Genomic DNA, 18,973 nt, shown 5'->3' with positions numbered 1-18,973 from the left:
ACAAAGTCTAATTTTTGCCTTTTTACAGGGTGAAAGGTGGTAAACGTCATTGAGAGTGGGAACAGGCATGGCACTTTGGGAAAACGCACAGCTTTCTTTTGAAGCATGGATGAATGGTCTAAGCACAGGCGATAGCATTGTGTTGGGGGCTATCGGCGTTGGCTTGATGGTTTTCGCGCTTGTTGCGCTGTTGACGCAACGCTATTTTGAGCGCCGTGGACCGAAAAAGCTTGATACACATATGCCCGAGCCGTCAAACGCGCCTGTGTTGGGTGTGCGCCACAGTCATGATCAAATCCACGACGATACAACCGGGCGGGCTTCTAAGAAAAACAAACAGGACAAGTTTTTGTCACGCCTAGATCGCCTTGCCTGAGGCGAGCCTTTTAAAGCGCCCTCAGTTAAAAAAATCATTCAGACCGTGATTGTTCCGTGGAGCTGATTTGAGTGACCTGTGGGTAATAGAGTCGTGGGCTAAAAATTGATATCAACGCCGGGAAGATCAAGCGTTTTCATCAAATCTCGTACTTCCTGACGCGCTGCCACATTGGAAATGTTGAGCGCATTTTTGACGCCGATCTCTTTCAGGTCAAGCAAGGTCAAGCCACGTGGGAACAACTCGCGAAAGATAACGCGCTCAGAAAACCCCGGCGAAACGCGAAAGCCAATCCGCTTGGACAGTTCTTGCATCGCATCGCCGATTTTTTTCTTATTGTGCATATTTTGCGCCCCAAGTCGGTTGCGCAAAACAACCCAATCGATGGGTTTTAATCCGGCAGACGCCCGTAATTGGCGCGCATTCCACACCATTTCTGAATACACAGACGGGCCTTGGATTTTATTGGTTTCCGGATCAACGCGTGCCAGCAAATCGAAGTCAATAAAGCTATCATTCATCGGCGTGATCAGCGTGTCGGCCAGCGAATGTGCCACTTGGCTAAGGCGTGTGTGCGACCCCGGACAATCAATCAAAATAAAATCACAGGTTTCTTCAAGGCCTGACACAGCCAAGGACAAGCGGCGGTCATACATGTTTTCGCCTTCACCCAAGTCTTCGTCGCTCACTGATGGCAGTTCGCGATATTCAGGGGTCGGCAGGTCAAAACCTTCGCGCAGACAAAACGCCAGACGGTTTTCCAAATAGCGGGCCATGGTTTTTTGACGCAAGTCCAAATCAAGCGCACCAACGCGGAGGCCCATGCGTGACAGGGCTGTCGCAACATGCATGGACACGGTCGACTTGCCTGCGCCGCCCTTTTCGTTGCCTACGATGATAATGTGCGCCACGTGTTGTCCACCTTACTTGCGGCGCGGTGTACTTGTGCGCGCCTGTTTTGCTTTGTCCCTATATGCCGCCCTTGCCTATATTGGCGCAAGAGTAATTGCTGATTTGAGATGAAAACGAAGGGCTTTGTGACTTGGAAGTCTAGTGTGCGAGAGGTGAAGAGGCATAAAAAAACGCCACTCCTAAGAGCGGCGTTTTTAATAATACAATCAAAGGTGTTTGGCTTAGAAGCCAAGACCTGCGTATTTGTTTTTGAACTTGGAAACGCGGCCGCCTTGGTCGAGGAGACGGGAGCTGCCACCGTTCCACGCAGGGTGCGCAGATGGATCGATGTCGAGTGCAAGCTGATCGCCCTCGGAACCCCAAGTGGATTTCATTTGAATCACTGTGCCATCTGTCATTTTGACGTTGATGGTGTGGTATTCTGGGTGTGTATCTTTTTTCATGACAGGACCCCTTACGCCTTAGGCGCTTTGTAGTTGGTGACTTCAGAGATACGTGCGGATTTACCACGGCGATCACGCAAGTAGTAGAGTTTCGCACGACGTACACGGCCACGACGAATAACTTCGATGCTATCGATGTTTGTGGAGTGCAGCGGGAACACACGTTCTACGCCTTCACCAAAAGAAATTTTGCGAACTGTGAACGAGCCAGCAATGCCTTTGCCGTTCTTACGAGCGATACAAACACCCTCGTAGTTCTGTACACGAGAGCGCGTGCCCTCGGTAACTTTGTAACCAACGCGGATGGTGTCACCCGGTTTAAAATCTGGAATTGTGCTGCCGAGTGCAGAAATCTGCTCGGCTTCCAGCTGTGCGATAAGGTTCATCGCTGTTCTCCAATATATGCTCACGGTATTTTCCGTGAAGGTGTGTACGTCCTCAGAGCTCTGTGTCTTCTATCGGGTCCATCAAATGATGCCCGCAAGAGTGTTCAGGTCGTTTTTACTTTATCGCGTTTGCTATGGGGCAATATCCTGCGTCGAAGAAGGCGCAAATACCAATACACAAACGGTCCGGTGACTGATTCCAATCCCGAACACGCGGTGTATAGGCTTGAATGAGGGACGAGGCAAGAGGGAGACGGCCATGTCGAATGCTTTAAAAAAGAGGCGGGTTTTATTGTGCTTTATGCAAGGTCCATAGATCCGGCCTGCGATCTTGGGTCAGAGATTTCGACATGTCCGCGCGCCATTTGGCGATGTTGCCATGATGACCAGACATCAAGACTTCGGGAATTTTATGACCACGCCAGTCAGCTGGACGGGTGTATTGTGGGTGCTCAAGCAAGCCGTTGGAATGGCTTTCTTCTTCGATGCTTTCTGCATTGCCAAGCACACCATCAATCAGGCGTACTGTGGCGTCGATCATCGCTTGCGCAGGAATTTCACCGCCGGTCAAAACGAAGTCACCCAATGACACTTCTTCGATGTCGTAGTGTTCGATCACGCGTTCATCCAAGCCTTCAAACCGACCGCAAATCATGGTGATGCCTTCGGCTTTGGACCAGCGTTTTGCCGTCGCTTGATCAAAGCGTTTGCCGCGTGGGGATAGATAGATGAGTGGCCATTTTTCACGGTCACTTGGCAGGCCGTTTTGCGCAAAATCAATCGCTTTGCCCATAATATCAGGCCGCAACACCATGCCAGCGCCACCGCCTGCAGGGGTGTCATCGACGTTGCGATGTTTGCCCTCGCCAAAAATCCGCAGATCAATCGGTTCAAGTTGCCACAGCCCATCTTGCAGCGCTTTGCCCGTCAGGCTTTCGCCGAGCATCCCAGGAAATGCGGTGGGCAAAAGCGTGATGATTTTCGCCTTCCACGTGCCTGCAAGCTCCGGCGTGTCCACCATAAGATCACGAGGTTGCAAACTTGGGCGCACGGCAATGCGGCCATGGGATTTTGACAAAGATGTGGACGGTGTTCTTGTGGGTTGATCGGTCATGGAGCCATATAGCCTGTACGCGTGCAAAAGGAAAAGGGGTCAGGTTGTGATACGCAAAATCGCTGCCTTGGCTTGTTGATAGTCGCGGTTCCCTGTATTGCTGCGATTGAGCATCAATAGTTTTTCGCGCGCCTCGTCCCCAAGCGATGCATTGGCATTCGGAGGGATGTTCAAATCAGCGCGCAAATGGGATAGGTTTAGAATTTCCAAAATAGGATCAATGGGATGATCCATATCTTCAAGCGCGACGGAATGAACCGCATGCACGCCAATCCGCGCGCGTATGTCATCAATGATACTGGCGTGATCCGCGGCACTGGCGAACGTTTCGCAATAGTCTTCAAGGCTGATTTTTGAACGGCTATGTTTCAACCTGTGCCAATGACAAGACGCCAGCCATCCGGTGCGGCGCGTAGAATAATAGGTTTCAAACCCATCTGCTGTGCCTGACACAAAAACCCATGCATCCCTGATCGTTTCGATGGCGAGGGGGGCGGGGGCGTATTTTGAGACGCCAGAAGATCCTGGGAAATGACCCGCAAGGCTTTCGCTGCTGATTAGAACAGGACGCGGGTCTTTTTGGTCGATGAGTGAAAAAAATATCTCGGCCTGCGCGCGCACTTCATCCCGTGTTCTTTTCCCACGGTTTCCTGAAAAATCTAATACGGCGCGCGACAGCGACGAAATCAACACACCATTTCGCAGGTAAAGTTCCACGTGGGGCAGAAAAAATCCCGCGTTCAGGCTTAGAGTGTCCTGCAACGTCGTGGTGCCAGTTTTGTGAAACCCCGCATGGATTATGATGCGTCGACTCATATCTAAATCACTCGAACAGACCTTCGGGTGGGTCGGCAATAATACGTTTCGCCGCAAGATCAACCGTTGGCACAGCTGCCTTGGTAAAGGGCAATAGTGCGGGCGCTTTCATCGTTGGCGCATAAACTTCAAGCAAATCGCCAGCCCCATGGTCAACCACAACGCGCACGATGCCAAGCTTGGTGCCACCAGTGTCATAAACTTCAAGCCCCACAAGGTCTGTGTAGTAGAATTCATCATCAGGCAAGGATGGCAGTTGGTCACGATCGGCAAACAGCGTGACGCCTTTTAGGGCGTCTGCATCTTCTTTATTGTTCACACCGCTGAGGTGCACAGCAAAGCCATTTTTGATGGATCTTTCAAGTACAATATCAAAGCTGCGGCTGCCGTCTTCGGTGTACAGCGGGCTATAGTCTGCAATGGCCTCGGGTGGGACGCAAAAGGATTTGAGACGCACCTCGCCGTGTACGCCAAAGGATCCTGCGATGGCCCCAACGATAATTCTCGTGTCGCTCATAGCGTGTTCTTTCATTTATATGTGGCTAGATTAGCGTATCTCGGGAAGAGGGCAAGGCAGCCGTTCTTCCCAGCCAAGCTGTTCAAGTTCGGGGTCAAGCGTTTGGGTTTGCGGCCAACCGATACACAGATAGCCGACCAGCGCCCAGTCTTTAGGAATATCAAGATCGTCATTCAAACGCGCGGCATCTAAAATCGATACCCAGCCAAGGCCTAAGCCATGCGTGCGCAAGGTTAGCCAGAACTGCATGATGGCACAGACAACGGAATAGCGGCGCATTTCGGGCATGGTGCCCGCGCCAAGACCTTTGCCTTTCTCAGACGCTTCATCGCAAAACACGGCCAAATGAATGGGGGCTTCACGTAGGCCTGCAAGCTTAAGTCCCGCGTAAAGTTTCGCTGTGTCGCCAGTGTAGCCGCTCAGAGCTTGTGCGTTGGCGGTTTCAAAATTGGCTTGGACTGCCGCGCGGGCTTTGTCACTTTTGACATCTACGATCTGCCAAGGTTGTGAAAGCCCAACGGAAGGCGCCAGTGAAAAGCTATCGAGACAGGTGGCAAAGAGATCGGGATCGACAGGGTCCGTGCGAAAGTGGCGCACATCGCGCCGCAACCGCATCAGCATCTGAAAATCATCGCGAAAGGCACGCGTGAACTGACCTGTTCGAGATGTCGTTTTCATCTGTTTGTCCTGTCTCCCTAGTCTCAGCTTTATCTCAACGGCCCCTGTGGTCAAGGCTTGGTGTCGACAAACCCCACATGGACCTTAGAGCATAAAAAACGCCGGGCCCACCCAAAGGGCAAACCCGACGCCGATAGAGAAAGCACAGATCAAACAGTCTGCGCTTTTTGTCCGTGTCGCTGCAGATGACTGCAACGGCTAGACTTATGCTTCAGCAGGGGCTGCCGCAGCTTCAGCCGCATCAGCAACTTTTTGTGCTTTTTCTTCAGCGCGATCTTGAGCTTTTTTGCCTGGGACAGCTTTTTTCGGGTTGTTGCGTTCTTTTTTCGCAAGAACACCAGCTGCTTCGAGCATACGTGCCAAACGCTCAGTTGGTTGAGCGCCTTGACCCAACCAGTATTTCACGCGGTCCAGATCCATGATCACACGATCTTCGGAATCTTTGGCCAACAATGGGTTGTATGTACCGAGTTTTTCGATGAAGCGGCCGTCACGTGGCATGCGTGAATCTGCAGCAACAATACGGTAAAATGGGCGTTTCTTAGAACCACCGCGCGCGAGGCGAATTTTCATAGCCATGATAGTATCTCCTAGTTTCTGTTTGGGATGCGAGGGGCAGAGCCCAAGCAGTTTGTCGTTAATCTTTGTGGTGTTCGTGGTGTTTGATCACTTCCTGAATAATGAACTTCAGGAATTTCGTTGCGAATTCTGGATCGACATCGGCGCGTTTTGCCAAATCTTCGAGCCGTGCAATTTGTTTCTCTTCCCTGTTTGGGTCAGAGGCGGGCAGGTCGTATTCGGCTTTGAGTTTGCCGACGGCCTGTGTGTGCTTAAAGCGTTCGCCCAACGTGTAGATCAAAATCGCATCCAAGCGATCAATGCTTTCACGGTGCTCTGACAGCACGTCTTGGGCCAATTTGACTGGATCACTCATGCGTAAGCCTCCATTCCGCCATCGTGATCACCCTCTAGCAATGCCGCAGCATCTGGGTGGCGATAGACGATCGTTTCTTCAAGCGTTTCGCCATCAGGACGTGCCGCTGTATCATCGCGCAGTGCACCAAGGCGTGTGGCCAAGGCGATAGAGCGCGTGTTGTTTGGATCGATGTAGGACACCAGAGTGTCACGCCCCAACTCTGCATAAGCGAAATCGCGGGCCATCTGTGCCGCTTCAAAGGCATAGCTTTTGCCTTCGCCTGCTTCGGTCATCATCCAACCCAATTCCAACTCTGGAAAATGGTCTGGTTTCAGCAATGCAACTTGGCCGACAAGTGCGTCGTCATCCAAACGTTCAACAGCCCATGCCCCGTGACCAAACAAAGACCACTGTGCCACGTCAGAGCAAAAGCTGAACCAAGCTTGGCGACGTTTGAGTTGGCCCATGTAACCCGCGCGTGCCGAGGCAAAGACATCGGCGTAAGCGTCGAAATCTGCGCTGACATGCGCACGAAGACGCAAGCGTTGGGTTTCTATGGTGGGCGCTGTGGTCATGGTTATTTCTTTTTCCCAAGACCAGTCAGATTGCCGGGTAATCCCATACCGCCACCCAAACCGGGCAGGCCCATGCCACGTGGCATAGAACCTTGCAGCGCTTTGGTGGCTTCGGCCATTTTCGCGGGGTCCATGTCTTCTAGACCTTGAGGGCCGCCTTTGCCGATCATGCCCTTCATGGCTTGTTTCAGCATGCCGCCTTTGCCCATTTTGCCCATCTTTTTCATCATGTCCGCCATTTGACGGTGCATTTTCAAAAGTTTGTTCAATTCGGACACTTCAAGACCAGCACCTTTGGCGATGCGTTTCTTGCGCGAGGCTTGCAGCAAAGCAGGGTTGGCGCGTTCTTTTTTAGTCATGGACTGGATTAACGCGATTTGGCGCGCGATGGTTTTGTCCTCAAAACCGCTTTCTTTGACTTGCTTGGCCATCTTGCCCATGCCGGGCATCATTCCCATGAGACCTTCCATGCCGCCCATTTTGAGCATTTGCTCGAGCTGCATTTTCATGTCGTTCATGTTGAACTGGCCTTTGGTGAAGCGGCGCATCATGCGCTCTGCTTGCTCGGCCTCAATGGTTTCTTGGGCTTTCTCAACAAGTGCAACAATGTCGCCCATGCCAAGGATACGGCCCGCGATACGATCAGGAGTGAACTCTTCGAGCGCATCCATTTTCTCGCCAAGGCCGACAAATTTGATAGGTTTGCCAGTGACGGCGCGCATAGAAAGTGCAGCACCACCGCGTCCGTCACCATCCATACGGGTAAGAACAACGCCGGAAATGCCGATGCGATTGTTAAAGTTTTCCGCCGTGTTTACGGCATCCTGCCCCGTCAGACCATCAACCACGAGCAATGTTTCGCGTGGGTTGGTGACATCACGGACAGCTTCGACTTCGGCCATCAATTCATCATCGATAGACAAGCGACCAGCGGTGTCGAGCATGTAGACGTCATAGCCGCCCATGATTGCTTGCTGTTTCGCACGTTTGGCGATGTCGGCAGGTTTTTGACCCGCAACGATTGGCAATGTATCGACGCCGATTTGCTGACCTAGGACTTCAAGCTGATGCATCGCCGCTGGGCGGTAGACATCGAGCGAGGCCATAAGCACGCGTTTGCCTTGCTTTTCTTTCAGGCGCTTCGCGAGTTTCGCAGTCGTCGTGGTCTTACCACCACCTTGCAAACCGACCATCAAGATCGGGGCAGGTGGGTTATCGACTTTCAAAAGCTCGGTATCTTCAGAATCGCCCTTGAGCACATTGATCAATTCGTCGTGGACGATCTTGATCACTTGCTGGCCCGGCGTGACAGATTTGGTCACGGCTTGGCCTGTGGCGCGGCTTTCAACGGCTTTTACAAAATCGCGGGCAACAGGCAAGGAAACGTCGGCCTCAAGCAAGGCAACGCGCACTTCGCGCAGCGCGGTTTTGACATCATCTTCAGACAGCGCACCTTGGCTTGTCAGTTTGTCAAAAACACCGGACAGGCGTTCGGATAGATTTTCAAACATGCCGGCCCTCCTAAGACCCTAAAAACTGTTGTGCCTCATGTGTGCATGAAGCGGCGATAAACCAAGGCAGATGGGCCAAACCAGAACACTTATGCGAAACAAAAGCAGTTCAAAGCATGAGCGCCCCCGTGGGCGCAACGCGCTGACGGAGGGCGATCCCGGCATATGCCATGGGACCGGAAGGCTATGTGCTTCCGGAGAGTTGCGCTTGCATTACGCGGGGCAGGACTAGGAGTCAAGACTGAGGAAGCAAAGCACGGCGTGATATGAGTGTTGGACTTCGCAAGGCCGCGCTTTATCTAAGGTTAATACTTTGAATAACGAAAAAGGGCATGACCGTGCGCAATATATTGATTGTCGGAAGTGCGCCATCTGCGCCGCAAGTTGCACAGTGGGACACAAGCGCCTTTGATGCCGTGGTTGTTATAAACAATGCGTGGCGTGCGGTGCCTCAATGGACGCACTTCATTCACCCTGAAGATTTTCCTGCTGAGCGTCGCCCTCAGACCATTCCCGAAGGGCGCGTTCAAATTGGGGCAGATACATATGTGGACGCGCAAAACAAATATGGCGGGTTTGTTTATGCTGGGGGGACTATGGCATTTACCGCTGCCTATTGGGCGTTGGATGCGTTTCGTCCCCAAAATCTGTACGTCTTTGCCTGCGATATGGTGTACCCCTCAAGCGGTCCAACGCATTTTTATGGCACAGGCACGGCTGATCCATTGCGCAAAGATCCCACTTTGGTGTCTCTGACGGCAAAGGCGCGGCGCCTGCAGATTTGCGCGGCGCAGCAAGATTGCGCTTTGATTAATTTGAGTACAGAGCCAAGCGTCCTGCCCTATCCGCGCGGAACTTTGGCAGATTTGAATACTCCGCAAAGCAGTGTGCCATATAATGCTGATGTCGCGCAGTCAGCGAAGATGTTGGAACAAAAAATGGCCTATGTCGTGCCCTCTGGGCGCTATTGGGAACACATTGACACGTTTGATCCAAATATCATCGCCGAGATTGATGCGCTGTGGCTGAACGCCTTTGAGGACGCACGTTTGTAAAGACCAGCCTCTAAAGCTCTGCTGAGGCACCGGTTTGAACCATAGGTTTCGTGATAAAAGACGACGCGTGTGCTTGTCTTTTTGAACATATGACGCCAAAATGAGAAACTTCGTTCACGCGTGCACATATTGAGATTGTTATGAATATCGAAAATTGGGATGAAATCCGCACAGCCTTTCAAGTGGCTAAGATGGGCACTGTTTCGGGGGCAGCGCAAGTTTTGGGCGTGCACCACGCAACGGTGATCCGTCATATCGATTCGCTTGAGCAAACGCTTGGCGTGAAACTGTTTCAGCGACATGCGCGCGGCTACACATCAACCGAGGCTGGCACGGATCTGTTAAAGGTCGCGCAGGCGACAGACGACCAGTTTTCCCAGTTGGTGAACCGGATCAAAGGGCGCGGTGAAGATGTCAGCGGTGAGTTGATCGTGACGTCTTTGCCTGGAATTTCTAGAATGATCGCGCCGATCTTGGCGGATTTTCAAACCCTGCACCCCCATGTGATCGTACGGTACTTAACCGGAGAGCGGGTGTTTAGGCTGGAATACGGTGAAGCCCATGTTGCGATCCGCACAGGCGCGGCACCACAAGAGCCTGACAATGTCGTTCAGCCCTTTGTCGAACAAAAATTCGGTCTGTTTGTGCACCAATCTTATATTGACCGCTTTGGCATGCCCGCACCCGAGGACTTGCTCACGCAGATGCGATTTGTCGGCTTTGACGATTTGGCACACCGCGCGCCGACGATGCGTTGGTTGAGTGAAAACGTCACTCCCGAACAGGTCAGCTTTCGCGTTTCCACACTGGAAGCAACGATTGAAGCGGTTATGGCGGGGGCTGGCGCAGGCTTTATAAGCTACGAATTCGCGGCGAGAGACGAAAATATCATCCAGATTTTGCCGGACGATGCTGAATGGACCGCTCCGAACTGGATCGTAACCCACGTCGACTTGCACCGAACCCCCAAAGTCCAAGCCTTTTTGAGCTACCTCAAAGAGCGGTCCAAGGAATGGTCCTTTGACTAGGTCACAGGCCGATTTGGATCGACGTAATGGGCATTTGGCGATGCTCATCTTTTCCTGCTTAGTGGCTGGCAGCTTTTCGCTGGGCGGCATGGCTATGAAAACCGAAACGATCACACCGATCGCCTTTAATGGTCTGCGCTTTATCATCGCGACATGCGCTGTCGGCGTTTTGGCGATGGCGACTGGTGGGATCAACCGATCAGCCATGGCTGCGCCTTGGCGTTATGTGATCTTGGGTGGCTTGTTCGCGTTTTACTTTATTATGATGTTCACGGGGCTGAAAACGGCGGCTCCGATTGCGACTTCGGCGTTATTTACTTTGACGCCCGTGCTGTCTGCGGTGTTCGGCTATTTCATCATGCGCCAGATTACCACCAAACGCATCGCTTTTGCGCTGGCTGTTGGCGCGACTGGGGCGCTTTGGGTGGTGTTTCGCGCGGACCTTTCGGCATTTTTGGCTTTTGAGGTCGGGCGTGGCGAGATGATTTATTTTGCGGGTGTTGTGGCCCATGCGCTGTACACGCCTTTGGTGCCGCGTCTCAGCCGTGGTGAGCGCACGCCGGTATTTATCTTTTTCATCTTGGTCGCCACGACACTTGTGGTGCTGTTGTTTGGGGCCTCTAATATAGTGGCGACCAATTGGCTGGCCCTGCCCAGCATCGTGTGGATCGCTATGGGTTATACCGCGATTGTTGCCACCACCATGACCGCCACGTTGCTGACCTTTGCATCTGTGCGTTTGGACAGCGCTAAGGTCATGGCCTATACTTATCTGACGCCCTCTTGGGTGATCCTATGGGAAGTCGCTCTGGGCAACGGTGTGCCGTCTGGTTTGGTTTTTGTCGGCATTGGCTTGACGATCTTGGCGCTGTTTCTGCTGTTGAAGCATGAGGAATAGCTGGGCGTGTATGCTGCGAGACATGTAGCATAAATACGTTAGCCTGCGTCCTCACCCAACTCCGCTTCCAAAAACCGCTCAAGCCCGTCCAAATCGAGCGCCTCGAACTGGCCAAAGCCTTGCATCCAAATAGACGATGCGCGCATGGCGTCGGGTTCGAGTTTGCACCATTTCACCCGCCCACGCTTTTCTTGAGCGATCAACCCTGCACGCATCAATAGTGTCAGGTGTTTGCTGACCGCTGCCAAAGACATCTCGAACGGTTCGGCCACGTCAGTGACGGCCATGTCGTCCTCCAACAGCATCTCAAGGATCGCGCGCCGTGTGGGATCGGCAAGGGCGGCAAATATGAGATCAAGGGTTTGGGGGGCAGGGGCTTTGGTCATAGGTATCAGAGTTAAAAGGGCGGGGCCTGTTGGTCAACCATTTGGTTGAATATAGTGTGGGGGCTTGAAATGGGGTTTGCGTATCCAGTTTGAGATGTCGTGTAGTTTGGTGATTGATTTAATATTGTTATTATTCAGTACCTTATTCGATTATTGACGGCGCCAATCCTATATTGACTCTGACCCACCCTACGCCTAGTTTGCCGCCAACTGCCAAAGGGGCCTTCAACGATGACCGACCCGCATGACCCAAAGCGCCTAAAAGCCTTGGACGAGCGGATCGCAAGTTTGAAACAGGCGCAAGCGCCTAAAAGCTCCCGCGGCGAAGAACACTTTTCTCAGGCCAATATGGCATGGCGGATGGTGATAGAATTGGTGGCCGGTCTCTTGATCGGTTTCGGCATAGGATGGGGGCTTGATGCGCTCTTGGGCACAACGCCCATCTTTATTGTGCTGATGGTTGGATTTGGTCTTGCTGCGGGCGTCAAAACGATGATGCGCACAGCCCAGACTATCCAAGCGGAACAAGAGGCGGAAGCCTCGAAATTGAATGCGCAGGCAACTGCGTCAGATGATAACGCGGCGCAGGCTGCAGATGACGAGAGAGATTGAACATGTCTGATCAAGCTAAACAATCAGGTGGTACAGGCAAAGTGATCTTCTTTGCAATTCTCGCACTTATCGTGATCGCGATTTTCCTTGTGCCAACTGGCCATGGTGGTCTTGCGTTCCATCCGATGGATCAATTCGAAATCAAAGCACTCTTTGGTGGCGACATTCACTGGTACACTGTCACCAACGCCACACTTTGGATGGGTTTGACTGTTCTTGGTGTCGTTTTGCTTTTGGTTGTTGGGTCTAGCGGGCGCGCGATTGTGCCATCTAAAGGTCAATCTATCGCTGAGCTGACATACGGCTTTGTTTACAAGATGCTTGAAGATGTTGGTGGTAAAGACGCTGTGCGTTATTTCCCTTATGTCATGACGCTCTTTTGCTTCATCGCCTTCTCAAACGTTTTGGGCCTTTTACCCGTGTCCTTTACACCTACAACCCACATTGCGGTGACAGGTGTTCTGGCCTTGCTCGTCTTTGTCTTTGTCACGGTTCTTGGCTTTGTCAAAAACGGTGCGGCGTTCCTTGAATTGTTCTGGGTGAAATCTGCGCCTCTCGCGCTGCGCCCTGTTCTCGCAATCATCGAGCTTATTTCATACTTTGTGCGTCCTGTGAGCCACTCTATTCGTTTGGCTGGCAACATGATGGCTGGTCACGCTGTGATCAAAGTTTTCGCGACCTTCGCGGCCATCAAACTGATCGCACCCGTTTCTATCGCGGCCATTGCAGCAATGTACGGCCTTGAAATTCTCGTAGCCTTTATTCAGGCCTACGTGTTCACCATTCTGACCTGCGTGTACCTTAAAGACGCGCTGCATCCGGCACACTAATCGGATCAGGTCCGAACTCTAACTTTTCAGCCAATTCCAACGTAAGGAGATACCCCCATGGAAGGCAATATCGCAGAACTCGGCAAATACATCGGTGTAGGTCTCACAGCAATCGGCATGGGTGGCGCAGCTATCGGTGTTGGTAATGTTGCTGGCAGCTACCTCTCAGGCGCATTGCGCAACCCATCTGCAGCTGCATCACAAACTGCTACACTCTTCATCGGCATGGCCTTTGCAGAAGCTTTGGGGATCTTTTCGTTCCTCGTTGCACTTCTCTTGATGTTCGCAGTCTAAATTAGACCAACTACATCCTTACGGCAGGGTGGGTCTTAACCGATCCACCCTAGCGTAATTTTGGCTCTCTCCGTTTCTTCGGTGGGAATGACTTATAGCCAGGAGGACACCATGGCGACAGAGACACATGGGGCAGTTGAAGGCGCAGCAGGAATGCCGCAGCTTGAACTTGCACATTTCCCAAACCAGATTTTCTGGCTTCTCGTCACGCTTGTCGTGATCTATTTCGTTCTGTCCAAAGTTGCACTACCACGCATCTCTTCGGTGCTTGCAGAGCGGTCCGGCACAATTATGAACGACATTTCCGCCGCTGAAGAGCTCAAGCTCAAAGCTCAAGACGCGGAAAACGCATATAACAAAGCGCTCGCAGAGGCCAAAGCCGAAGCTCAGCGTATTTCAGGCGAAGCCAACGCCGCCATTCAGGCTGAACTGGATGTTGCCTTGGCCAAAGCCGATGCAGAAATCGCAGCAAAAGCAGCTGAATCTGAAGCGGCCATCGCAGACATTCGCGACAACGCAGCAGACAGCGTTAAAATTGTTGCGAAAGATACTGCTAAAGAACTTGTTGCTGCATTTGGCGGAAAAGCCGACGCAAAGACGCTCACCGCAGCCATCAACGCTCGTTTGAAAGGGTAAGGCCATGAAAAAAGCACTTCTCTCCCTGACACTCGCGGTTGCTGCGACACCAGCTTTTGCTGCTTCTGGTCCTTTCGTGTCGTTTAACAATACGAACTTTATCGTCTTGCTCGGCTTTCTCGTTTTCGTTGGTATCTTGCTTTACGCAAAAGTACCGGAGTTGATCAGCGGCATGTTGGACAAACGTGCTGAAGGGATCTCATCCGAGCTTGAAGAAGCACGTGCCCTACGCGAAGAAGCACAAACCATTTTGGCATCTTACGAGCGCAAGCAGCGTGAAGTTCAAGATTTGGCTGATGCGATTGTGGCACAAGCTAAAGTTGATGCAGATACAAATGCGGTCAAAGCGAAAGAGGACATCAAAACCTCCATCGCGCGCCGCCTTGCTTCTGCTCAAGATCAGATTGCTTCTGCGCAAGCTGCGGCTGTTCGTGATGTGCGCAACACAGCTGTAACTGTTGCTATTGCTGCAGCCAAAGATGTGATTGCAAAACAAATGACAGTGACTGATGCGAACAAACTGATCGATGAAGCGATCGTTGATGTAAGCGAAAAGCTTCACTAAGCAACATTGCATCTTTTGAAATTACAAACCCCCGTTGCCTTAGGCTGCGGGGGTTTTTGTTTGCGTATTTGCATCAGAAAAGTGAACGTAGAGCATTTACTGCGCGCTTATATCAATTAGCGTTTTTGTTCGTGATCGAAACGCAATTTGGCGATTTCTTCGTTCTTTTCAAACTTCTGCTGATCTTTAAGCGCGCCCTCAACATAGGTCAGGTGGGCCATCACTGCAGCTTGGGCTTGCTGTGGTGCACGGGCTTGCAGGGCGTCATTGATGGCGCGGTGTTGGTCCAACAGGTCGGCACGGTTGGTCCGTTGCTTGAACATCACCGAGCGATTGTAAAACACACCTTCACGCAGCAAATCAAACATTGACCGCATCATATGCAGCATGACCACATTGTGACTGGCTTCAATGATCGACAGGTGAAATTCGGCGTCCAGACGGGCTTCGTCGCTTGGGTTGCGCTTTGGATGAGCCGCCTCCATTTTTTCAAAAATGGTGTTGATGACGCGAAGGTCTGTATCGGACCCAACGGTGGCGGCGCGCTGTGCCGCGAGCCCTTCCATGTCGCGACGAAAGGCAATGTAGTCGAACACTGCTTCATCGTGATCACCAAAAAGTTTGACCAAGGCTGGTGAGAATGCTGATCCCAAAACGTCTGCCACATAAACGCCTGCACCGGCGCGTGTTTCAAGCAGACCCTTTTCACTCAGCTCGCCGATGGCTTCTCGCAATGACGGGCGAGACACGCCCATCCGTTCGGCCAAATCACGTTCTGCGGGCAAACGTTCGCCCGGACGTAAAATGCCACGTAATATCAAAAGTTCGACCTGCTTGACCACACTTTGTGCCAATTTTTCAGATTGGATTTTTTGAAAGGGCATCGCGACTCCGAGAGTGAAAGATATGATTGGTCAATTTATATGACCACGTTACGCATCTGGCCATTAAAAAAGGCCGGACGCATTGCCGGCCTTTTAAATGATGTGTGAGATATCTTAGGTGTTTGGGGAAATAACGATCTCGACGCGACGGTTTTGCGCCCGACCTTCGGCTGTAAGGTTCGTGGCCACAGGTGCGTCTTCGCCCCGACCGTAAGATTGGATGCGGTAAGATGCTGTTCCATTGGCAATCAAGATGGCCGATACGGACGACGCGCGGCGTGTGGACAAATCTTGGTTGTAGCTTGCAGATCCGGTGTTGTCTGTATGTCCGACCACTTGCACGGTTGTTGATGGGTAGTCTTGCAAGTTGCGCGCCAAAGCGCCCAAATCTGACTGAAGCCCAGCACGTACAACTGCGCTATCGGTTGCAAACAAGATGTCTTGCGGCAGGGTCACAATAAGCTGTGAGCCTGTGTTGACGATGGTCACGTTGTCGTTGCCCAAGTCTTGGCGCAGATCAGCGGCTTGTTTGTCGAGAGCATTGCCAATGCCAGCGCCAACAGCACCGCCGATGACAGCACCAGCGGCGGCTTTGCCTGCGCCGTCACCTTGGGCTAGGCCAACGATGCCACCAATCAGCGCACCAGTGATGGCACCTTTTTGGGTTTTTGAATTTGGGTCGTTCATATAGCCGGGTTCTGTGCAGCCCGCCAAAGCGACGATTGCAACAAGTGGAAGGGCGATAAGGGTACGGGTCTTCATGAGACTACCTTTTGTTAAACTTCTCTTGTTGGTCTTTTAACGTAGGTTGTGGTGCATGCGCAGTCACATCACGACTTGGGGCGAAAAACTGGCGGAAACGTGCTTATTGCTGCACGTGCTTATAGTGCTCTTTTTGAAGAGTTTCATAGGCAAGCATGGCGCGCTTGACGGGCAAGCCCCAATGATATCCACCAAGTTCCCCTGATTTTCGCAAGACCCGGTGGCAGGGGATGAGCCAGCTCACGGGGTTTTTGCCCACGGCTGTTCCTACGGCCCGCACAGCTTTGGGGCTGCCGATCGCGGCGGCAATATCGCCATAGGTGGTGACTTGCCCCGCACCGATAGACAAAAGTGCTTGCCACACTTTGATCTGGAACGGCCCGCCCATAAGATGCAAATCGGCTGTTCCACCATTGATCGCTGCGTCAACATGAGGCAGCACACGTGCGGGGTTTTCAACAAATGTCGCCTCGGGCCAGCGCGCACTCAGATCGTTAAAACTGGCGTTGCGACCAAATTCAGACGTGAATGCAAGTCCGCACAGGCCACGATCCGTCGCCATCGCAAGCGCTTCGCCAAAGGGTGTATCGCACCAGCCAAAAGCAATATCTATCCCACTGCCTTTGCGGGCGTAATCTCCGGGGGTCATGGCTTCCCAACGCAAAAACAAATCGTGCAAGCGCCCAGCGGATGACAGTCCCACGTCTTGTGAGATATTCAAAAGCGTTTGCCGAGATTTCATTAAGGTTTTGGCATGGTCGAGTGTTAAATATTGTTGGTATCGCTTTGGCGAGACGCCAGCCCACTTTGAGAACACTTTTTGAAAATGTTCAGGGCTCATACCAAGATCACGGGCCAGTGTTTCAAGCGATAATGGTTTATCAGCCGCATCTATACGTGCAATCGCACGGCGAATAACGTGATAATGATAACGGTCTTCAACGGTCATAGCGGCCCCAATCTGCGTATTGGGTTAGTCTAGCGAAACATTTAAAGCACGCGACCCGAAACTTGGGCAAAGCGTGAAATGCATTTGGCGATTTACTATCCGTTTAATAAAAACCTGAGCCTTGCTGTTAAGGCCACAAAAAGGCATTAAGCGCCCCATGGTTAAACAACTCGATTATCATCAAATCACCGAGATCTTTACACGGTTTCGCGCGGTTGACGCCGAACCCAAGGGTGAATTGGATCACACCAATGCATATACGCTGGTCGTGGCTGTCGCTCTGTCTGCGCAGGCCACTGATGTGGGTGTGAATAAGGCCACTAAAGAGCTGTTCAAAGTTGCCGATACCCCACAAAAAATGCTCGATTTGGGTATCGAAAACTTAACAGAACACATCAAAACCATCGGCTTGTTTCGTCAAAAAGCTAAAAACGTTATGAAAACGGCGCGGATTTTGGTCGATGACTATGACGGTATTGTACCGTCATCACGGGCCGCATTGGAAGGTCTTCCAGGTGTGGGCCGTAAAACTGCCAACGTCGTGCTGAACATGTGGTGGCATGTGCCGACACAGGCGGTGGACACGCATATCATGCGCTTTGGTAATCGGTCTGGTGTGGCTGTTGGCAAAGATGTTGTCGCAGTCGAGCGCGCCATCGAAGATCATATCCCAGCCCCCTTTCAACAACACGCCCATCACTGGATGATCTTGCATGGTCGCTATACCTGCAAGGCGCGTAAACCTTTGTGTAGCACTTGTTTGATACGAGACATCTGCGCCTTTGAGGAGAAGAACCTTGACTAAAACCTACCAAGTTGTCGGCATAGGCAACGCCATTGTGGATGTGATCACTCAAGCGGATGATAATTTCCTAGAAATGATGGGAATTGAAAAAGGCATCATGCAGCTGGTCGAACAAACCCGCGGTGAGGTGCTTTATGGCGCTATGGAAAACCGTGTGCAAACACCCGGTGGTTCTGTGGCCAACACGCTGGCGGGCCTTGGCAACCTTGGCCTGAAAACGGGCTTTATTGGCCGTGTTCATGATGATGCCTTGGGGCGCTTTTATGCGGCTGAGATGGAAACGGATGGCACTGCTTTTGTGAACCCACCTGTTGCTGGGGGTGAATTGCCGACGTCGCGGTCGATGATTTTCGTCTCGCCAGATGGTGAGCGCTCTATGAACACGTATCTGGGGATTTCATCCGAAATTTCATCTGCCGATGTGACCGAATCTGCCGCATCAAGTGCTGAGATCATGTTTCTTGAGGGCTACCTCTATGACAAAGACCGAGGCAAACAAGCCTTTAACCACGCCGTGAAACTGACCAAAGCCGCGGGCGGTAAAGTGGGTATTTCTCTGTCCGATCCGTTCTGTGTTGATCGTCATCGTGATGATTTCCGTACTTTTGTGAGAGAGTTGGATTTTGTGATCGGGAATGAACACGAGTGGGAAAGCTTGTACGAGACCGATCTGTCCTCAGCACTTGAAATTGCCGCTGCTGAATGTGGACTTGTTGTTTGTACACGGGGCGGCGGAGGTGTCGTTTTGGTGCAAGGCGAAGAAGAAGTCGTTGTCCCTGTTAAGCGCGTTCAGCCAGTTGATACCACAGGCGCAGGCGACCAATTTGCGACTGGGTTTTTATACGGGTATGCCACAGGACAAAGCCTTGAGGTGTCTGGAAAAATGGGATGTGTGGCTGCAGCTGAAGTGATTTCTCACATTGGACCACGCCCAGAGGCTGACCTGAAAGAGCTGTTCCAACAAGCTGGCCTTATCTAAAGAGCCGACAGTTAGACTGAAAAGGGCGCGTCAAATGCATCTGATG

General features: G+C 51.9%; 26 protein-coding genes. 11 read left to right on the top strand and 15 right to left on the bottom strand.

Annotation, left to right across the window (positions count from 1 at the left end; all coding sequences use genetic code 11):
- Window positions 1-67: 67 nt before the first annotated feature.
- The gene (locus BM025_RS09185) at window positions 68-376 is read left to right on the top strand and encodes a hypothetical protein (protein ID WP_085848356.1); all 309 of its coding nucleotides are present in this window, start codon (window positions 68-70) and stop codon (window positions 374-376) included.
- 98 nt (window positions 377-474) lie between these two features.
- Here BM025_RS09185 and BM025_RS09180 read toward each other — a convergent pair whose 3' ends face one another.
- From BM025_RS09180 to ffh, 11 genes are all read right to left on the bottom strand, one after another.
- Window positions 475-1,287 (bottom strand): division plane positioning ATPase MipZ, encoded by an 813-nt coding sequence (locus BM025_RS09180; protein ID WP_085848357.1) that lies wholly within the window; start codon window positions 1,285-1,287, stop codon window positions 475-477.
- Window positions 1,288-1,509: 222 nt separating this feature from the next.
- Complete coding sequence (gene rpmE, locus BM025_RS09175; RefSeq protein ID WP_085848358.1) at window positions 1,510-1,731, bottom strand: 50S ribosomal protein L31; 222 nt, start codon at window positions 1,729-1,731, stop codon at window positions 1,510-1,512.
- An 11-nt stretch (window positions 1,732-1,742) separates the two neighbouring features.
- The gene (gene rplS, locus BM025_RS09170) at window positions 1,743-2,117 is read right to left on the bottom strand and encodes a 50S ribosomal protein L19 (protein ID WP_085848359.1); all 375 of its coding nucleotides are present in this window, start codon (window positions 2,115-2,117) and stop codon (window positions 1,743-1,745) included.
- Between the two features lie 289 nt (window positions 2,118-2,406).
- The gene (trmD, locus tag BM025_RS09165; RefSeq protein ID WP_085848360.1) at window positions 2,407-3,231 is read right to left on the bottom strand and encodes a tRNA (guanosine(37)-N1)-methyltransferase TrmD; all 825 of its coding nucleotides are present in this window, start codon (window positions 3,229-3,231) and stop codon (window positions 2,407-2,409) included.
- Between the two features lie 39 nt (window positions 3,232-3,270).
- The gene (locus BM025_RS09160; protein WP_085848361.1) at window positions 3,271-4,047 is read right to left on the bottom strand and encodes a hypothetical protein; all 777 of its coding nucleotides are present in this window, start codon (window positions 4,045-4,047) and stop codon (window positions 3,271-3,273) included.
- Between the two features lie 7 nt (window positions 4,048-4,054).
- Window positions 4,055-4,564: a ribosome maturation factor RimM gene (gene rimM, locus BM025_RS09155; RefSeq protein ID WP_085848362.1), complete on the bottom strand. Its 510-nt coding sequence runs from the start codon at window positions 4,562-4,564 to the stop codon at window positions 4,055-4,057.
- Between the two features lie 30 nt (window positions 4,565-4,594).
- Complete coding sequence (gene bluB, locus BM025_RS09150) at window positions 4,595-5,242, bottom strand: 5,6-dimethylbenzimidazole synthase (protein WP_085848363.1); 648 nt, start codon at window positions 5,240-5,242, stop codon at window positions 4,595-4,597.
- A 204-nt stretch (window positions 5,243-5,446) separates the two neighbouring features.
- Window positions 5,447-5,821, bottom strand: a complete 375-nt coding sequence (rpsP, locus tag BM025_RS09145) for a 30S ribosomal protein S16 (protein WP_085848364.1) — start codon at window positions 5,819-5,821, stop codon at window positions 5,447-5,449.
- A gap of 58 nt (window positions 5,822-5,879) precedes the next feature.
- On the bottom strand, window positions 5,880-6,176 hold the full coding sequence (locus BM025_RS09140) for a chorismate mutase (RefSeq protein WP_085848365.1): 297 nt from the start codon (window positions 6,174-6,176) through the stop codon (window positions 5,880-5,882).
- Window positions 6,173-6,733 (bottom strand): GNAT family N-acetyltransferase, encoded by a 561-nt coding sequence (locus BM025_RS09135; RefSeq protein ID WP_085848366.1) that lies wholly within the window; start codon window positions 6,731-6,733, stop codon window positions 6,173-6,175. The genes BM025_RS09140 and BM025_RS09135 overlap by 4 nt, the downstream gene beginning before the upstream one ends.
- A 2-nt stretch (window positions 6,734-6,735) precedes the next feature.
- Complete coding sequence (gene ffh, locus BM025_RS09130) at window positions 6,736-8,244, bottom strand: signal recognition particle protein (protein WP_085848367.1); 1,509 nt, start codon at window positions 8,242-8,244, stop codon at window positions 6,736-6,738.
- A 332-nt stretch (window positions 8,245-8,576) separates the two neighbouring features.
- Between ffh and BM025_RS09125 the strand changes: the two genes are divergently transcribed.
- The 3 genes from BM025_RS09125 to BM025_RS09115 all read left to right on the top strand — a co-directional run bounded on the left by BM025_RS09125 (window position 8,577) and on the right by BM025_RS09115 (window position 11,225).
- Window positions 8,577-9,299: a hypothetical protein gene (locus tag BM025_RS09125; RefSeq protein WP_085848368.1), complete on the top strand. Its 723-nt coding sequence runs from the start codon at window positions 8,577-8,579 to the stop codon at window positions 9,297-9,299.
- A 146-nt stretch (window positions 9,300-9,445) separates the two neighbouring features.
- The gene (locus BM025_RS09120; RefSeq protein WP_085848442.1) at window positions 9,446-10,327 is read left to right on the top strand and encodes a LysR family transcriptional regulator; all 882 of its coding nucleotides are present in this window, start codon (window positions 9,446-9,448) and stop codon (window positions 10,325-10,327) included.
- Between the two features lie 40 nt (window positions 10,328-10,367).
- Complete coding sequence (locus BM025_RS09115; RefSeq protein WP_085848369.1) at window positions 10,368-11,225, top strand: DMT family transporter; 858 nt, start codon at window positions 10,368-10,370, stop codon at window positions 11,223-11,225.
- Window positions 11,226-11,263: 38 nt separating this feature from the next.
- Here BM025_RS09115 and BM025_RS09110 read toward each other — a convergent pair whose 3' ends face one another.
- Entirely contained in the window at window positions 11,264-11,611 is a 348-nt protein-coding gene (locus BM025_RS09110; protein WP_085848370.1) for an ArsR/SmtB family transcription factor, read from the bottom strand.
- A gap of 231 nt (window positions 11,612-11,842) precedes the next feature.
- Between BM025_RS09110 and BM025_RS09105 the strand changes: the two genes are divergently transcribed.
- The 5 genes from BM025_RS09105 to BM025_RS09085 all read left to right on the top strand — a co-directional run bounded on the left by BM025_RS09105 (window position 11,843) and on the right by BM025_RS09085 (window position 14,548).
- A complete protein-coding gene (locus BM025_RS09105) occupies window positions 11,843-12,223 on the top strand; it encodes an AtpZ/AtpI family protein (protein ID WP_085848371.1) in 381 nt (126 codons plus the stop codon).
- A 2-nt stretch (window positions 12,224-12,225) separates the two neighbouring features.
- On the top strand, window positions 12,226-13,053 hold the full coding sequence (locus tag BM025_RS09100; RefSeq protein ID WP_085848372.1) for a F0F1 ATP synthase subunit A: 828 nt from the start codon (window positions 12,226-12,228) through the stop codon (window positions 13,051-13,053).
- A 57-nt stretch (window positions 13,054-13,110) separates the two neighbouring features.
- A complete protein-coding gene (locus tag BM025_RS09095) occupies window positions 13,111-13,347 on the top strand; it encodes a F0F1 ATP synthase subunit C (RefSeq protein WP_085848373.1) in 237 nt (78 codons plus the stop codon).
- Between the two features lie 111 nt (window positions 13,348-13,458).
- A complete protein-coding gene (locus tag BM025_RS09090) occupies window positions 13,459-13,983 on the top strand; it encodes a F0F1 ATP synthase subunit B' (protein WP_085848374.1) in 525 nt (174 codons plus the stop codon).
- A 4-nt stretch (window positions 13,984-13,987) separates the two neighbouring features.
- Window positions 13,988-14,548 (top strand): F0F1 ATP synthase subunit B, encoded by a 561-nt coding sequence (locus tag BM025_RS09085; protein ID WP_085848375.1) that lies wholly within the window; start codon window positions 13,988-13,990, stop codon window positions 14,546-14,548.
- A gap of 116 nt (window positions 14,549-14,664) precedes the next feature.
- Here the strand turns inward: BM025_RS09085 and BM025_RS09080 are convergent, their stop codons facing one another.
- The 3 genes from BM025_RS09080 to BM025_RS09070 form a co-directional block, all read right to left on the bottom strand.
- Window positions 14,665-15,432 carry a FadR/GntR family transcriptional regulator gene (locus BM025_RS09080; protein WP_085848376.1) on the bottom strand — a complete coding sequence of 256 codons (768 nt, stop codon included), beginning with the start codon at window positions 15,430-15,432 and terminating at the stop codon, window positions 14,665-14,667.
- A 114-nt stretch (window positions 15,433-15,546) separates the two neighbouring features.
- Window positions 15,547-16,194, bottom strand: coding sequence for a YiaD family glycine zipper/OmpA-like lipoprotein (locus BM025_RS09075; RefSeq protein WP_085848377.1), 648 nt, complete (start codon window positions 16,192-16,194; stop codon window positions 15,547-15,549).
- 103 nt (window positions 16,195-16,297) lie between these two features.
- Window positions 16,298-17,143, bottom strand: a complete 846-nt coding sequence (locus tag BM025_RS09070) for a methylated-DNA--[protein]-cysteine S-methyltransferase (RefSeq protein ID WP_085848378.1) — start codon at window positions 17,141-17,143, stop codon at window positions 16,298-16,300.
- A gap of 157 nt (window positions 17,144-17,300) precedes the next feature.
- On the opposite strand from BM025_RS09070, the gene nth reads away from it, so the two are divergent.
- Together nth and BM025_RS09060 are read left to right on the top strand one after the other, a co-directional pair.
- Window positions 17,301-17,948 carry an endonuclease III gene (gene nth, locus BM025_RS09065; protein WP_085848379.1) on the top strand — a complete coding sequence of 216 codons (648 nt, stop codon included), beginning with the start codon at window positions 17,301-17,303 and terminating at the stop codon, window positions 17,946-17,948.
- A complete protein-coding gene (locus BM025_RS09060; protein WP_085848380.1) occupies window positions 17,941-18,927 on the top strand; it encodes an adenosine kinase in 987 nt (328 codons plus the stop codon). Before nth ends, BM025_RS09060 begins: the two co-directional genes overlap by 8 nt.
- The last annotated feature ends 46 nt before the right edge of the window (window positions 18,928-18,973 follow it).

The sequence above is a fragment of the Pacificibacter marinus genome (assembly GCF_900109555.1).
GTDB lineage: Bacteria > Pseudomonadota > Alphaproteobacteria > Rhodobacterales > Rhodobacteraceae > Celeribacter > Celeribacter marinus_C.
The sequence above is the reverse complement of the archived record's forward strand: the minus strand, read 5'-3'. Positions and strand labels throughout refer to the sequence as shown.